This is a genomic window from Sphingomonas phyllosphaerae (assembly GCF_029623345.1).
GTDB classification, from domain to species: Bacteria; Pseudomonadota; Alphaproteobacteria; order Sphingomonadales; family Sphingomonadaceae; genus Sphingomonas; species Sphingomonas phyllosphaerae_C.
Genome location: NZ_JAPYKH010000008.1, coordinates 158,750 through 172,865, shown reverse-complemented (window position 1 = coordinate 172,865; position 14,116 = coordinate 158,750). Strand labels below are relative to the sequence as shown.

The following is a 14,116-nucleotide window of genomic DNA, read 5'->3' as shown; positions in this document are numbered from 1 at the left end:
GCGAGCGCGGCGGCCGCCATCACCGGCGCGAACCGCGCGAGATGACGCGCGAGCAGTTCCGCGAGCGCGCGCTGCGGATGTTCGATCGCGCCGACACCAACCAGGACGGCCGGGTCGACCAGCAGGAGCGCGAGGCGATGCGGCTGATGATGCGCGCCCGCCGCATCGGCCCCGACGGCGACCTGCGCGGCCCCGGCCCGCGCGGCGAGCGTGACGGCGAGCGCGGCGGTCCACGCGACGGCGCCGCGCCAGAGCGCGACTGACACGCGGCTCTTTCCATCGAGGCATCAGCTATGGCAGGCCCCGACGACATGGCCGACACCCCGCATCTGCTGCTCGTCGACGACGAGCGCTCGATCCGCGAGCCGCTCGCCGTCTACCTGACCAAGCAGGGTTTCCGCGTCACCCAGGCGGGCGACGCGGAGAGCGCACGGATGCGCATGGCCGCTTATGCGATCGACCTGGTCGTGCTCGACATCATGATGCCGGGCGAAGACGGGCTGTCGCTGTGCCGCCACATCCGCGCCACCGGCGAGACGCCGGTGATCCTGCTCACCGCCAAGAGCGAGGAGACCGATCGCATCGTCGGGCTCGAGATGGGCGCGGACGATTATGTCGTGAAGCCCTTCTCGCCGCGCGAGCTGGCGGCGCGGATCAAGGTCGTTCTGCGCCGCGCCGCGGGCGGCGCGGTGCGCCAGCACGCGCCCGAGAGCGGCGCCTATGCCTTCGCCGGCTGGTTGCTCAAAACCGGCGAGCGCGCTTTGGTCGACCGCGAGGGCGTCTCGGTGCCGCTGTCGACCGGCGAGTATAATCTGCTGCTCGCGCTGGTGCAGCGCCCGCGGCAGGTGCTCACGCGCGACCAGCTGCTCGACCTCACGCAGGGGCGCGAGGCGGCGGCGTTCGATCGCGCGATCGACAATCAGGTGAGCCGGCTGCGGCGCAAGATCGAGGCCGATCCCAAGGCGCCCGAGATCATCAAGACGGTGTGGGGCGGCGGCTACGCGCTCTCCACCGACGTGACGCGGCTGTGAGCGCCGCGTGACCTGGCGCCGCCTGCCCTGGCCGCGCAGCCTCGCCGGGCAGATGGCGCTGCTGGTCGCGCTCGCCTTGTTCGTGGCGCAGGCGATCAACCTCGCGCTGCTGCTGCGCGAGCGGAGCAGCTTCCGCGTCGCGCAAGCGTCGCGCCCCGCCGCCTTCCGCCTCGCCGACGCGCTTGATCAGGAGGCGAGCGGGCGCCGCATCACCCCCGATCGCGGCCGCGTCCGCGTTGCCGTGCGCAGCCCGATCACCGCCGAGATGGCGCCGCAGCCGGAGATGGCGCGCGAGGTGCGCGCGCAGCTCGACGAGTTCGGCGTGCGGATGCGCCGGGTGGAGGTGGCGATCGCGCCGCCGGGAACCTATCAGGTGCCGCTCAGTCGCTTCGAGCGCCGCATGGCCGCGCGTCACGGCCCCGAGCCGCCGCCCGAGACCATCGTGGTCGCCGCGCAGCAGCCCGGCGGGCGCTGGCTGGTGCTGGCGGGCGGGCTGCCGCGCGGCGACACGCGACTGTTCTGGCGGCTGCTCGCGCAAACATTGATTCTTTACGGCATGGTGCTGCTGCCGGTGCTGTGGGTGGCGCGCCGCATCTCGCGCCCGCTGCGTGAGCTCGCCGCCGCCGCGCGCGCCTATTCGCCGCGCACTCCGCCGCGCCCGCTCGAGGAGGAGGGACCGCCCGACGTTGCCGCGGTGATCGCCGCGTTCAACGCGCTCAGCCTGCGCGTCACCGCCATGCTGGACGAGAAGGATCGCATGCTCGGCGCAATCGGCCACGATTTGCGCACGCCGCTGGCCGCGCTGCGCGTGCGGATCGAGTCGGTCGAGGACGAGCAGGACCGCGCGCGCATGGCCGACACGATCGCCGAGATGAACCGCACGCTGGAGGACATCCTGTCGCTGGCACGGCTCGGCCGCCCGAGCGAGCCCGTGACCGAGGTCGATCTCGCCGCGCTGGTGGACGCGGTCGTGGAGGACTTCCGCCACCTGGGCGACGACGTCGCGTTCGAGGAGGCCGCGCGGCTGCGCATGCGGCTGCGCCCGTCGCTGATCCGCCGTGCGGTGCGCAACCTGATCGAGAATGCGGTGAAATACGCCGGCGCCGCCGAGGTGTCGCTGCGCGCCGAGGCGGCGAGCGCCGCGATCGTGGTCGCCGACCGCGGGCCCGGCATCCCGGCGGACCGGCTGGACGACGTGTTCGGCGCCTTCATCCGCCTCGAGACATCGCGCAACCGCGAGACCGGCGGGATCGGCCTGGGGCTGGCCCTGGCCCGCGCGATCGTCGAGGAGGCCGGCGGCGCGATCGTGCTCGCGGCGCGCGACGGCGGCGGGCTGGTCGCAACGATCACGCTCCCGCGCGGGTGAGGCGGAGGGTCGACGACTGACGGTTGGCCCTCCCCAACCGTCATGCCCTCCCCATCAATCGACCTTCCCCTTCGTTTGGTCTTCCGCTGGTTTAAGCTCCCGCTTCCGTTCGGCTCGAGTAGCGATCGAGCTTGTCGAGAGCGCATATCGAGAGGGCGCCACCTGCGGCACCGTCTCGACAGGCCCGACGACTCCTCCAAGCGATTGGAGAGGAAGGAAGCGGATCACCGCCCCCTTGCGCTCGCCCGGCGCAGCGTCGAAAGCGTCCGCTCACCTGGGGGGAGCCTGTATGTCGATCCTGTCGGACCGCTGGATCCGCGAGCGCGCGCAGGGCGAGGGCATGATCGAGCCCTTCGTCGAGGCGCAGCGGCGCGACGGCTGCATCAGCTACGGCCTGTCGAGCTACGGCTATGACGCGCGCGTCGCCGACGAGTTCAAGATCTTCACTAACGTCGACAATGCGATCGTCGATCCGAAGGATTTCGCCTCGAACAGCTTCGTCGACCGCAAGACCGACGTGTGCATCATTCCTCCCAACAGCTTCGCGCTGGCGCGGACGGTGGAATATTTCCGCGTACCGCGCGACGTGCTGGTGATCTGTCTCGGCAAGTCGACCTACGCGCGCTGCGGCATCATCGTGAACGTCACTCCGCTCGAACCGGGCTGGGAGGGCCACGTCACGCTCGAGTTCTCGAACACCACGCCGCTGCCCGCCAAGATCTACGCCAACGAGGGCGCGTGCCAGTTCCTGTTCCTCCAGGGCAACGAGCCATGCGAGATCAGCTACGCCGACCGCGCGGGCAAATATATGGGACAGCGCGGGGTGACGCTGCCGCGGTTGTGAGCGTGCCGGTGGCGGAGCGTGCCGTGATGTTCTGCGCTGCCGCTCCACCTCCGACCCTGTTCCCCGGCGGAAGCCGGGGCCCAGTTGGGGGACGCTCATGGGTCTCACCACGGCCTTCCCACCTGGGCCCCGGCCTTCGCCGGGGAACAAGTCACGCTCGCGGCGAAGTCTGCCACGCCATCAAGGCGTCGAGGGAGCGCGCGGGCGGGGTGCGTCCCATCTTCTACACCGCGCCCGGAACCCCATCGCCGCGCGCGTCTTAGAAAAGAGCATCTGCGGGAGAAGCTGAAGTTGGACGTCGTCACCTTGTGCCTGTTCCTGCTGCTGGCGGTGGTCGTCAGCGGCACCGTCTCGCGACTTCTGCCTTCCGCTCTCCCCCGCCCGCTGGTCCAGATCGCGCTCGGCGCGCTGATCGGCGCCTTCGCCGGCATCCGGGTGGAGCTCGATCCCGAGCTGTTCTTCCTGCTGCTCGTGCCGCCGCTGCTCTTCCTCGACGGCTGGCGCATCCCCAAGGACGAGCTGCTGCGCGACCGCGGCGCGGTGCTCGGGCTCGCGCTCGGGCTGGTGTTCCTCACCGTGCTGGGGCTGGGCTTCTTCGTCCACTGGCTGATCCCGGCGATGCCGCTGGCGGTCGCCTTCGCACTCGCCGCGGTGGTGTCGCCGACTGACCCGATCGCGGTCGGCGCGATCGCACAGAAGGTGCCGATCCCCAAGCGCATGATGCACATCCTGGAGGGCGAGTCGTTGCTCAACGACGCCTCGGGGCTGGTGTGCCTGCGCTTTGCCATCGCCGCCGCGCTCAGCGGCACCTTCTCGCTGAGCGAGGCGCTCGGCACCTTCGCCTGGATGGCGCTCGCCGGGGTGGCGATCGGCGCCGGCGTCACCTGGCTGGCGATCGGCGGCAAGACGCTGGTCGCGCGCCGCACCGGCGGCGACGACGCGGGCTCGAACATCCTCGTCAGCCTGCTGATCCCGTTCGGCGCGTATCTCGCCGCCGAGCATGTCCACGCCTCCGGCGTGCTCGCCGCCGCCGCCGCGGGCATCGCGATGACCTTCGTCGGCAGCGGCGTCGCGGTGAGCGCGGCGACACGGATCCGGCGCCGCGCTGTCTGGGACATGCTGCAGTTCACGCTCAACGGCGTGATCTTCGTCCTGCTCGGCGAGCAATTGCCCGCGCTGTTCGCCGGCGCCCGCGCCGCGGTCGCGGGCACGGGGCACGCCAACGCCTGGTGGCTGCTCGGCTATGTCGCCGCGATCGTCGCGGTACTCGCGGCGCTGCGCTTCTCCTGGGTGTGGGTGTCCCTCCAGTTCACGCTCTATCGCGCCAAGCAGCGCGGCGACGGTGCGAAGGGGAGTCCGCCGCGGCGCGTGATCGCGGCCATGTCGGTGGCGGGCGCGCGCGGTGCGATCACGCTGGCGGGTGCGCTGACGCTGCCGCTGGCGCTACCGAGCGGCGCCGACTTCCCCGCGCGCGATCTCGTCATCCTGCTCGCCTCGGGCGTGATCCTGGCCTCGCTCGCGATCGCCGCGGGCGGGCTGCCGCTGCTGCTGCGCGGGCTGACCTTCCCCGCCGAGGAAGGCGCTGCGGGCGAGCGCGACCGCGCCCGCGTGGTCACCGCCGAGGCTGCGATCGCTGAGATCGAGCGTGTCCAGCACGCCATGGCGCAGGACCGCGGCGACGCCGATCGCTACACCGACGTGGCGGCGCGGCTGATGGCGCAGTATCGCGACCGCATCGCGCACCTCGACGAGGACAGCGGCGCGCGCGACGAGCGCTCGCAGGACGCCGAGATCGAGCGCGAGCTTCGCCTCGCCGCGGTGCGCGCCGAGCGCCGGGCGCTGTTCGCGCTGGGCCGCCGCCGCGAGATCGGACTGACGTTGGCAGAGCAGCTCGGACGCGAGCTCGATCTCGCCGACGCGCGTCTGACGCGAAAGGGATTGTGATCACGACATGAGCGAGACCCTCGCCGAGCTGCATGCCGCGATGGACGCGGCCGCCGCGGCACTCGACTTCGAGGAGGCGCGCCGGCTGCGCGACCGCATCAACCTCCTGCGCGGCGGTGCGAGCGCGGAAGAGGCCGCCGCCGCCGATCTCAGCGGGCTCGAGCGCCAGCGACCCGGCGCGATGGGGCTGGGCACGAGCCAGCAGCGGGTCACGCCGCCGCCGGACTGGACGCCCCCGCCCCGGCCCGATCCGATGACGCGCGGCCGCGGCATGCGTCGCCGCTGAGCAAGGATCGATCAGGTGAAGCATGTGGCGTCAGCCGCCAGCGCCGCCTGTTCCCGATGACGTTCCCGCGTCAATGCCCCGTCGCGCCGGCTTTCTTGTCCGTCGCCAGGTTGGCGACGAGATAGTCGCTCATCACCTTCTGCTCCTCGGGCGAGAGCTCGGCGCCGCGGTCGATCATCGACTGAACCAGCGCCGGCCACTCGGCGGCGGTCTTGTGCGCGGTAAACACCTGGTTGGTGGTGTGGCAGAAGCCGCAGCGCTCGTTGATCAGGTCCAGCCCCGGACCCGGCGCGGGCGCGGCGGTCGGCGTGGCGGGCTGCTGCGCGGCCAGCGCCACCGCGCCGAGCAGCGCGGTACCGGCGAAGGCGGCGCAGCCGGCGGCGAGGCGGACGATCGGGTCGATACGCGTCATGGCAGGCACCTCAGCGGACGGCGAAGGCGACCACCTGGTCGCTGGTCGCGGGTTGGAAGGCGAAACCGCCGGTCGCCACCGCGGCGAGCATCTGACGGCCGTCGGCGGCGCGATAGGTCATCGGCGTACCATAATTGGAGGCGGGCAGCGGCGCCGACCACAACAGCGCGCCGCTCTTCGTCTCGAAGGCGCGGATCGTCGCGTCGCGCGTCGCGCCGATGAAGGTCAGCCCGCTCGCGGTGGTGATCGGCCCGCCCGCGCTGACCACGCCGTTCGCGGCGAAGGCAGGATCGTCGTTCTTGCCCAGCACCTTGCGCCACGCCACCGCGCCGGTGTCGACGTTCACCGCAACCAGCTCACCCCACGGCCCCTTCTGGCACGGATTGCCGGTCTCGGAATTCTGGAAGTAGGCGTAGCCCGCCTTCATCCCCCAGCTGCCGTCGGGCTGCTTCGCGAGCTGCTGCGGGCTGGCGAGATTGTTGACGTTGATCACGTACAATCCGCTCCTCGGATCGAACGCGCCCCCGCCCCAATCGACTCCGCCGAGACTGCCGGGGAAGAAGTTTACCGCGCTGTCGGCACGTAGCGGCTGGAACGGTCGGCTGGGCGCGATGGTCAGGTCCGCGACCAGCTTCTCGCAGGCCGCGCGGTGCGCGGGCGGACCGTCGATCAGGTCGGAAGCGGCGTAGCTGGTGCGCGCCAGCGGCGGAGGCGTGACCGGCATCGGCTGGGTCGGCCAGGGCTGCTCGCCGGGCACGTCGGTGTCGGTCGGCACCGGCACCTCGCGCACGTCGTACAGCGGCTTGCCGGTGACGCGATCGAGGATGAACATCGTCGCGGTCTTGTTCATCACCGCGATCGCCGGGATCGTGCGACCGCCGCGGCGCACCTCGATCAGGGTCGCCGTGGGCAGGTCGACGTCCCAGATGTCATGGTGGACCGTCTGGAAGTGCCAGAGATACTTGCCCGTCGCCGCCTCTACCGCGACGATCGAGTTGCCGTAGAGATTCTGTCCCTTGCGATCGCCGCCCCAGCGATCGAACGTCGGGGCGCCGATGGGCAGGTAGGCGATGCCGCGCTTGTCGTCGACGAGCACGAAGGTCCAGACGTTCACGCCCGAGCGCTTCTGCCAGCTGTCGCCCTCCCAGGTGCCGAAGTTCGGCTCGCCCGGCTGCGGGATCGTGTGGAAGGTCCACAGCAGCTTGCCGGTGCGCGCGTCCCAGCCGCGCACGTCGCCGGCGGCGCCCTTCACGGGCATCTCCTGCACGCGCGAGCCGGTGATGATGATGTCGCGGTAGATGGCGGGCGGGCTGCTCATGCCGAGCGGTGCGCGCGTGCCGTTCATCACCTCAGGTGTCTTCATGTCGACCGCACCGGCGTTACCGAAGCCGGCCGCGGGCTGGCCGGTCGCCGCGTCGAGCGCGATCAGCTTGCCGCTGCGCGTGCCGAAGACGATCCGCGCACCCGTTCCCTTGCCACCCGGCCAATAGGCGACGCCGCGGGTCGAGGCCTGGTCGTTGCCGGGCAGCTGGAACACCCAGCGCTCTGCCCCGGTCGCGGCGTCGAGCGCGACCACGCGCTTGTACGGGGTGGCGAGGTACATCACCCCCTTGACCACCAGCGGTGTCGCCTCCGAGGCGGAGAAGCCGGTGCGGAACTTGGCGGGGACGCTGTCGGGCATCGGGATCGCCTCGCCGGCCGTGCCGGCGGGTCGCATGTGATAGCTCCAGACCTGCCGCAGCTTGGTGACGTTCGCCGGATTGATCTCGGTCAGTGGCGAGTAGCGCGCGTGGCTCTCGTCGCGGCCATAGCCCTGCCAGTCGCCCTTCGCCTGCGCGGCGGACGGTGATGGCGCGAGTACGACCGCGGCGGTCACCATCATGCCTGCGTGCGCGACGCGCCACCTCTGTTGCCTGGTCCTGCTCGCCACGCGTCACTCTCCTGCCGGCAACGTTGCGTTTCACCCGCGGTGGCCGCAACGTTGTCCTGTCATTTCAACGGTGCTAGCAAGCCGCACGATCCTATACAATATGATCCGTGACATAGGCTGCTTTACGGCCTGCGTGCGACACGAGAGGAGACAGACATGCCGGACCTGCCGCTGAAGGGCATGAGAGTGCTCGATATCTCGCAGGTGATGGCGGGGCCGTTCTGCTGCATGCTGCTGGGCGACATGGGCGCCGACGTGATCAAGATCGAGCCGCCACGCACCGGCGATTCGACCCGCCACTCGATGGGCTTCCGGCTCAAGGGCGAGGACAGTCCGGGCTTCCTCGCGCTGAACCGCAACAAGCGCAGCATCACGCTCGACCTCAAGGACGACGCCGATCGCGCGGTGCTCTACGCCTTGGTGCAGACCGCCGACATCGTGGTGGAGAACGCACGCCCCGGCGTCGCGAAGCGGCTCGGCATCGATTATGATACGCTCGCCGCGCTCAACCCGCGCCTGATCTACGCCAGCATCTCGGGCTTCGGCCAGACCGGGCCATGGGCGCAGCGCCCCGGCTTCGACCTGATCGCCCAGGCGATGTCGGGCGTGCTCAGCTCCAACGGTTTTCCCGGCATGGAGCCGGCCAAGAATTCGATCGCGGTGGCGGACCTCGGCGCCGGGCTGTTCTCGGTCTACGGCATCCTTAGCGCGGTGATCGGGCGGCAGGCGTCGGGCCAGGGACAATATATCGACGCGTCGCTGCTTGAGGCCGCGATGGGTCTGTCGATCTGGGAGACGACCGAATATTGGGGCACCGGCCGCGCGCCCACGCCGATCGGCTCGGCCAACCGCATGTCCGCCCCCTACCAGGCGGTGCGCGCGTCGGACGATTGGTTCGTGATCGGAGCGGCGAACCAGGGCCTGTGGCTCAAGCTGCTGCAGGTGATCGGCCGCCCCGAGCTGCAGGACGACGAGCGCTACGCCACCAACGCCGCGCGCGTGGCGAACCGCGAAGTGCTGATCGACGACCTCGCGCCGACCTTCGTGACTCGCACCAGCCAGGAGTGGATCGACGCGCTGCTCGCCGCCGGCGTTCCCGCCGCGCCGATCCTGGACTATGGCGAGGCGGTGGCGAGTGAACAGGCGATCGCGCGCGACATGGTGATGCAGGTGCCGCACCCGGTCGAGGGCGAGTTCCGCGCGCTCGGCTTCCCCGTGAAGATGCGCGGCACGCCACAGGAGGTGCGCCTGCCCCCGCCCCTGCTGAACGAGCATGACACTGAGATCCGCCGCGAACTGGCCGAGCGCGGGCTGCTGCCCGCCGCGACTGAGGCGGTGGCGTGAGCGGCGTCGTCGTCACGCGCGACGGTGCCGCGCTGCACATCCGCTTCGACAACCCGGCCGCGCACAATGCGCTGACCGGGGCGATGTGGCTCGCGCTGCGCGACGCCGCGCGCGCGGTCGCCGCCGATCCGGGCGTGCGCGTGGTCACGTTCCGCGGCACCGGCGGGAAGGCGTTCATCTCGGGCACCGACATCACCAAATTCGCCGATTATGCCGAGGGCGTGCAGGGCGTCGCCTATGAGCGCGAAATCGACGAGTGTATGGGCGCGATCGACGCCATTCCTTGCGCGACGATCGCGGTCGTTGAAGGCTGGGCCGTCGGCGGCGGACTCAACGTCAGTTCGGCGTGCGACTTCCGCGTCGCAACTCCGGACGCGCGTTTCGGCTCACCGATCGGGCGCACGATCGGCAACTGCCTCTCCGCGGCGAGCGTGGCGCGGATCGGCGCCGCGGTGGGCGTGGGGGTGGCGCGGCGGATGGTGCTGCTCGGCGAGATCGTCGGCGCGGAGGAGCTGCACGCGAGCGGCTTCCTGCTCAAGGTGGTGGAGCGCGAGGCGCTCGACGCCGAGGTGGCGGCACTGTGCGCGCGCGCCGCGGAGAACGCGCCGCTGACGACTCGCGCGACCAAGGAGACGCTGCGGCGGATGACCTTCGACGGCCTGCCCGACATCGAGCCGCTGATCGCGAAGGTATACGGCAGCGCCGATTTCCGGCGCGGCGTGGCGGACTTCCTGGCCAAGACCAAGCGCGTGCCGGAGTGGTCGGGGGAGTGAGGTCGACCTGAGATCCTCCCGGCTGGCGAAGAGGGGGACCGTTACGCAGCGATGGGGGAGGTGTCCCGCCACGAGCGAGTCGCGCGCGAAGAGCCCCCTCCACCAGCCTTCGGCTGGTCCCCGTCCCCGTGCCGGGGAGGATCTAGCCCCCTACCCCATCGGCTTGGGCGCGATCATGATACCGGCCGCCATCGGCTGGCTCGGCGGCAGCGGCAGCTTGCCCGCGGGGAAGCCGTTGACCTCGAAGATATAGGCCTGGATGTCGGCGACGGTCTTCCCGGGCAGGCTGCCGGGCGCGCTCAGCGGCATCGTCGTCTTGATCCGCGAGAACAGATCGCCCGCCGAGGTGCCGTTCCAGTTGTTGAGAAAGCCGCCCCCGACCAAGGCGGGCGCGACGTCGATGCCGGCGAGCGTGTCGCCGTGGCAGGCGGCGCAATTCTCGGCATAGGCCACCTTGCCCCGCGCCGCCTGCTCGGCGGTGTAGACGCCGTTCCACACGTCCCGCTGCCCGCCTTGCGCGCGCACCACCACCGCGCTGCCGAGCGTCAGTGCCGCCGCGCCGAGCGCCCAGAGGCCATATCGCGTCATCCGCTCCATCATCACGCTACTCCCGGTAGTCGGTAGGCAACCAGCTCCGCGCTGGCGTTGCCGCCGCCCGTGGCGACGACGATATACTGGCGACCCTTGAGACGATAGGTCATCGGCGAGCCGCTCTGCGGCGCGGTCATGTATACCGCGCCTTTCTCCTCGCCGGTGGCCTTGTCATAGGCGCGCAGCATCGCGCCGCGGATGCCATATTCGTTGGTGTAGAAACCCGCCTCGCCGCAGATCACCAGCGTCTTGGTCACCAGCGGGCCGAGATTGCCGGCGCGGCCAGTGCGCGGGATCTTGAGCCCCTTGAGCGCGGGATGATTGCGCACGTTGTCGGGCGTCTCGCCGTGCGCGACCTGCCAGGCGAGATCGCCCTTGCTGAGATCGATCGCGGTGATCCGGCCGTAGGGCGGCTTGAGCAACGGCAGGCCGTCGACGGCGAGAAAGCCGGGCGGCGGCCCCTTGGACGCGCCGGCGGGCTTGCCGCCAGCGGGAGCTCCTGCGGGCGGCGCCTCCAGGTTGCGCATCCTCGGTCCGCCAGCACCCATCGCCGGCATCGCGCGCGCCTCTCGCCCGGCGACGCCGTGCACCTGCGGAAATTCCGAGACCTTCGCATCGTCGTTGGGCACGATTCCCATCAGCGAGGGCTGCGTCTTGGAATAGACGTAGACCATGTGAGTCTCGGGATCGTAGCAGCCACCGGGCCAGTTGGTGCCGCCCTGAACGCCTGGCGCCGAGATCGTACCCCAGCGCCCCGGCTTGCTCACGGTCGGCGGAGTGAAGAGCGGGCCGATCTTGTACGACTTGACGAACTCGACCGCCTTGGCGCGCAGCGCCGGGGTGAAGTCGATCAGGTCGTTCTCGCTCACGCCCTGGACGTCATAGGCGGGCGGCTTGGACGGTACCGGTTGGGTCGGGCTGTACCATTCGCCGGGCACGTCGCCGCGCTCGACCTTGCGCTCGACAATCGGCCAGATCGGCTTTCCCGTCTCGCGGTCGAGCACGTACAGGAACGCCTGCTTGGTCGGCTGGGCGAGCGCCTTGACGGTGCGGCCGCCGACCGGAATGTCGCACAGGATCGGCGCGCACGGTACGTCGCGGTCCCACAGCCCGTGGTGGACGAACTGATAGTGCCAGCGGCGCAGCCCGGTCTCGAGGTCGAGCGCCACCAGCGACTCGCCGAACAATGCGTTGCCGCGGCGGAACATGCCCATCTCGTCGCCGGTCGGCAGCTCGACCGGGACATAGACCAGCCCGAGCTCCTCGTCCGCGGACATCTCGGCCCAGGCGCCGCCGTTGCCCGCCTCGTCGGCGTCGCCGTTGAGCCAGGTGCCGTAGCCGAACTCACCCTTCTTCGGGATGGTGTGGAAGATCCACTTGCGCTTGCCGGTGCGCACATCGAACCCGCGGATATAGCCCTTCACGTTCTTGCGCACCGCCGGAACGTCGCCCGCGGTATGCGCGGCGCCGACCACCACCGTGTCGCGCGCGACCATCGGCGTGGCATGGAGGCCGACGTCGGCGGTCTCGACGTCGAGCTCCTGGTCGAAGTCCTTCTTCAGGTCGACGATGCCGTTGGTGCCGAAGTTCGGATCGGGGATGCCCGTGTTGGCGTCGAGCGAGACCAGCTGATAGCCGATCGTGACATAGAGGATCCGCTCGACCTTGCCGTCCGTCCAATAGGACACGCCGTGGCCGGAAAGCTGGCGCGGCGAGTTGAGCGCGCGCTGGCCCTCGTCGACGCGGTGGACCCACAGCAGCTCGCCCGTCGCCGCGTCGAGCGCGACGCAATCACGGCGCGAACCGGCGGGGAGGAACAGGCGCCCCTTCACCAGCAACGGCGTGGGCTCGAACTGATATTCCTTGCGCGCGCCGAACACGTCGGTCTTGACGCTCCAGGCGATCTCGAGGTCGTTGAAATTCTCGGCGTTGATCTGGTCAAGCGGCGAGTAGCGCGTGTTCGCCTTGTCGGCGGCGTAGCTGCGCCACTCGGTGTCGGGCGCCGGCGCGTCCGCGTCCAGCATCGGCGCCGCCAGCGCCGCGGGGTCGATCGCAAGGATCAACGCCGAGGCGGCGGTGCCCGCCAGCAGGTGGCGGCGGGTGAGACCGGGCGCGCTCACCACGTCACCGCGATGTACTTCGCCTCGCAATATTCGAGCAGACCATGGTGCGACCCTTCGCGCCCGAGACCGCTCTGCTTCATGCCGCCGAACGGCGCCGCGGCGTCCGACACCAGCCCGCGGTTGACCGCGACCATGCCGCACTCGATCCGCTCGGCCACCGCCAGCGCGCGCTTGAGGTCGGCCGAATAAACATAGGCGGCGAGCCCGTATTCGGTGTCGTTGGCGAGCGCGACCGCTTCGTCGGCGGTGTCGAACGCGGTCACCGCGGCGACCGGGCCAAACACCTCTTCGCGCAGGATCTCGGAGCCGGGCTTGACGTCCGCGATCACCGAGGGCGGGTAGAAATAGCCGTCGCCGGCGGGGGTCTCGCCGCCAAGCTCGACACGGGCACCCTTGGCTACCGCATCGGCGACGAGCCGCTCGATCTTGTCCACCGCCTTGCGGTTGATCATCGCGCCGCACTGGGTGGCCGGATCGTTTCCTGCGCCGACCTTCAGCGCGCCCATCCGCTCGACCAGCTTCGCGACGAACGCGTCATGGATGCCGCGCTGGACGTACAAGCGATTGGCCGCGGTGCAGGCCTCGCCGGCGTTGCGCATCTTGGCGATCATCGCGCCCTCGATCGCGGCGTCGAGGTCGGCGTCGTCGAACACCACGAAGGGCGCGTTGCCGCCGAGTTCCATCGACGAGCTGATCACTTGGTCCGCCGCCTCGCGCAGCAGCACGCGGCCGACCTGGGTCGAGCCGGTGAAGGAGAGCTTGCGCACGCGCGGGTCGTGCAGGATGGCGCTGCACACCGGGCCGGGCCGGCTGGTGGTGACGACGTTGACCACGCCCGCGGGCACGCCGGCGCGGCGCATGATCTCGGCCACTGCCAGCGCGGTCAGCGGCGTTTCCGACGCAGGCTTGAGGATGCAGGTGCAGCCCGCCGCCAACGCGGGCGCGATCTTGCGCGTGGCCATCGCCGCGGGGAAGTTCCACGGCGTGATCAGCAGCGCGATCCCGATCGGCTGGTACTGCACCATGATGCGGTTGCCACCGGCGGGCGAGGTGGCGAGCTCGCCGGGAATGCGCACCGCCTCCTCGGCGTACCAGCGGAAGAACTCGGCGGCATAGGCCACCTCGCCGCGGGCGTCGGACAGCGCCTTGCCGTTCTCCAGCGAGATCAGCTGCGCGAGCCACTCCTGCTGCGCCATCATCGCGTGGAAGCAGGCGAGCAGCACGTCGGCGCGCTTGCGCGGCGCCGTTGCGGCCCAGTCCGCCGCGGCGGCGGCGGCGGCGTCGACCGCGGCGATCCCCTCCTCCACCGCGGCGTCGGCGACCTCGGTCAGCGTCGCGCCGGTGGCGGGATCGTCGACCGCGATGGTGGCGCCGCTCGCCGCGGCGGTCCAGCGCTCGCCGATCAGCAGGCCGGTGGGGATGGCGAACGGGCCGTCGCCCGGCGGAGTGTAGCTGGTCATCGGAGGCGTCCC

Annotated in this window: 12 protein-coding genes and 1 pseudogene; 8 read left to right on the top strand and 5 right to left on the bottom strand. The window is 70.6% G+C overall.

Annotated features, from left to right (window positions below; genetic code table 11):
* The 6 genes and pseudogenes from QBJ89_RS10445 to QBJ89_RS10420 all read left to right on the top strand — a co-directional run.
* Positions 1–263, top strand: a pseudogene (locus QBJ89_RS10445) (hypothetical protein); the annotation flags it as partial.
* Between the two features lie 48 nt (positions 264–311).
* Positions 312–1,031 (top strand): response regulator, encoded by a 720-nt coding sequence (locus QBJ89_RS10440; protein WP_277980452.1) that lies wholly within the window; start codon positions 312–314, stop codon positions 1,029–1,031.
* Positions 1,032–1,083: 52 nt separating this feature from the next.
* Positions 1,084–2,397, top strand: coding sequence for a sensor histidine kinase (locus QBJ89_RS10435; RefSeq protein WP_277980451.1), 1,314 nt, complete (start codon positions 1,084–1,086; stop codon positions 2,395–2,397).
* A 289-nt stretch (positions 2,398–2,686) separates the two neighbouring features.
* Positions 2,687–3,241 (top strand): dCTP deaminase, encoded by a 555-nt coding sequence (gene dcd / locus QBJ89_RS10430; protein ID WP_183920730.1) that lies wholly within the window; start codon positions 2,687–2,689, stop codon positions 3,239–3,241.
* A 291-nt stretch (positions 3,242–3,532) separates the two neighbouring features.
* Positions 3,533–5,185 carry a Na+/H+ antiporter gene (locus QBJ89_RS10425; RefSeq protein WP_277980440.1) on the top strand — a complete coding sequence of 551 codons (1,653 nt, stop codon included), beginning with the start codon at positions 3,533–3,535 and terminating at the stop codon, positions 5,183–5,185.
* Between the two features lie 7 nt (positions 5,186–5,192).
* Entirely contained in the window at positions 5,193–5,471 is a 279-nt protein-coding gene (locus QBJ89_RS10420; RefSeq protein WP_277980439.1) for a UvrB/UvrC motif-containing protein, read from the top strand.
* Positions 5,472–5,541: 70 nt separating this feature from the next.
* Here the strand turns inward: QBJ89_RS10420 and QBJ89_RS10415 are convergent, their stop codons facing one another.
* Both QBJ89_RS10415 and QBJ89_RS10410 read right to left on the bottom strand, forming a co-directional pair.
* A complete protein-coding gene (locus QBJ89_RS10415; protein WP_277980438.1) occupies positions 5,542–5,883 on the bottom strand; it encodes a hypothetical protein in 342 nt (113 codons plus the stop codon).
* A 10-nt stretch (positions 5,884–5,893) separates the two neighbouring features.
* On the bottom strand, positions 5,894–7,765 hold the full coding sequence (locus QBJ89_RS10410; RefSeq protein WP_277980437.1) for a PQQ-binding-like beta-propeller repeat protein: 1,872 nt from the start codon (positions 7,763–7,765) through the stop codon (positions 5,894–5,896).
* A gap of 204 nt (positions 7,766–7,969) precedes the next feature.
* On the opposite strand from QBJ89_RS10410, the gene QBJ89_RS10405 reads away from it, so the two are divergent.
* Together QBJ89_RS10405 and QBJ89_RS10400 are read left to right on the top strand one after the other, a co-directional pair.
* Positions 7,970–9,157 (top strand): CaiB/BaiF CoA transferase family protein, encoded by a 1,188-nt coding sequence (locus tag QBJ89_RS10405; protein WP_277980436.1) that lies wholly within the window; start codon positions 7,970–7,972, stop codon positions 9,155–9,157.
* Positions 9,154–9,930, top strand: coding sequence for an enoyl-CoA hydratase (locus QBJ89_RS10400; protein WP_277980435.1), 777 nt, complete (start codon positions 9,154–9,156; stop codon positions 9,928–9,930). Before QBJ89_RS10405 ends, QBJ89_RS10400 begins: the two co-directional genes overlap by 4 nt.
* 150 nt (positions 9,931–10,080) lie before the next feature.
* Here the strand turns inward: QBJ89_RS10400 and QBJ89_RS10395 are convergent, their stop codons facing one another.
* Genes QBJ89_RS10395 through QBJ89_RS10385 form a run of 3 tightly spaced genes read right to left on the bottom strand, consistent with a single transcriptional unit; the run spans position 10,081 to position 14,104 of the window.
* Positions 10,081–10,518, bottom strand: a complete 438-nt coding sequence (locus QBJ89_RS10395) for a c-type cytochrome (protein ID WP_277980434.1) — start codon at positions 10,516–10,518, stop codon at positions 10,081–10,083.
* 11 nt (positions 10,519–10,529) lie between these two features.
* Positions 10,530–12,641 carry a PQQ-binding-like beta-propeller repeat protein gene (locus tag QBJ89_RS10390; RefSeq protein ID WP_277980433.1) on the bottom strand — a complete coding sequence of 704 codons (2,112 nt, stop codon included), beginning with the start codon at positions 12,639–12,641 and terminating at the stop codon, positions 10,530–10,532.
* Positions 12,638–14,104 (bottom strand): NAD-dependent succinate-semialdehyde dehydrogenase, encoded by a 1,467-nt coding sequence (locus tag QBJ89_RS10385; RefSeq protein WP_277980432.1) that lies wholly within the window; start codon positions 14,102–14,104, stop codon positions 12,638–12,640. Before QBJ89_RS10385 ends, QBJ89_RS10390 begins: the two co-directional genes overlap by 4 nt.
* Between the last annotated feature and the right edge of the window lie 12 nt (positions 14,105–14,116).

Excerpts from the sequence above, each read along its gene's own strand:
- QBJ89_RS10420 (WP_277980439.1), top strand. The coding sequence starts at position 5,193 with ATGAGCGAGACCCTCGCCGAGCTGCATGCCGCGATGGACGCGGCCGCC.
- QBJ89_RS10395 (WP_277980434.1), bottom strand. The coding sequence starts at position 10,518 with ATGACGCGATATGGCCTCTGGGCGCTCGGCGCGGCGGCACTGACGCTC.
- QBJ89_RS10415 (WP_277980438.1), bottom strand. The coding sequence starts at position 5,883 with ATGACGCGTATCGACCCGATCGTCCGCCTCGCCGCCGGCTGCGCCGCC.
- QBJ89_RS10435 (WP_277980451.1), top strand. The coding sequence starts at position 1,084 with ATGGCGCTGCTGGTCGCGCTCGCCTTGTTCGTGGCGCAGGCGATCAAC.
- QBJ89_RS10410 (WP_277980437.1), bottom strand. The coding sequence starts at position 7,765 with ATGATGGTGACCGCCGCGGTCGTACTCGCGCCATCACCGTCCGCCGCG.
- dcd (WP_183920730.1), top strand. The coding sequence starts at position 2,687 with ATGTCGATCCTGTCGGACCGCTGGATCCGCGAGCGCGCGCAGGGCGAG.
- QBJ89_RS10405 (WP_277980436.1), top strand. The coding sequence starts at position 7,970 with ATGCCGGACCTGCCGCTGAAGGGCATGAGAGTGCTCGATATCTCGCAG.
- QBJ89_RS10440 (WP_277980452.1), top strand. The coding sequence starts at position 312 with ATGGCCGACACCCCGCATCTGCTGCTCGTCGACGACGAGCGCTCGATC.
- QBJ89_RS10385 (WP_277980432.1), bottom strand. The coding sequence starts at position 14,104 with ATGACCAGCTACACTCCGCCGGGCGACGGCCCGTTCGCCATCCCCACC.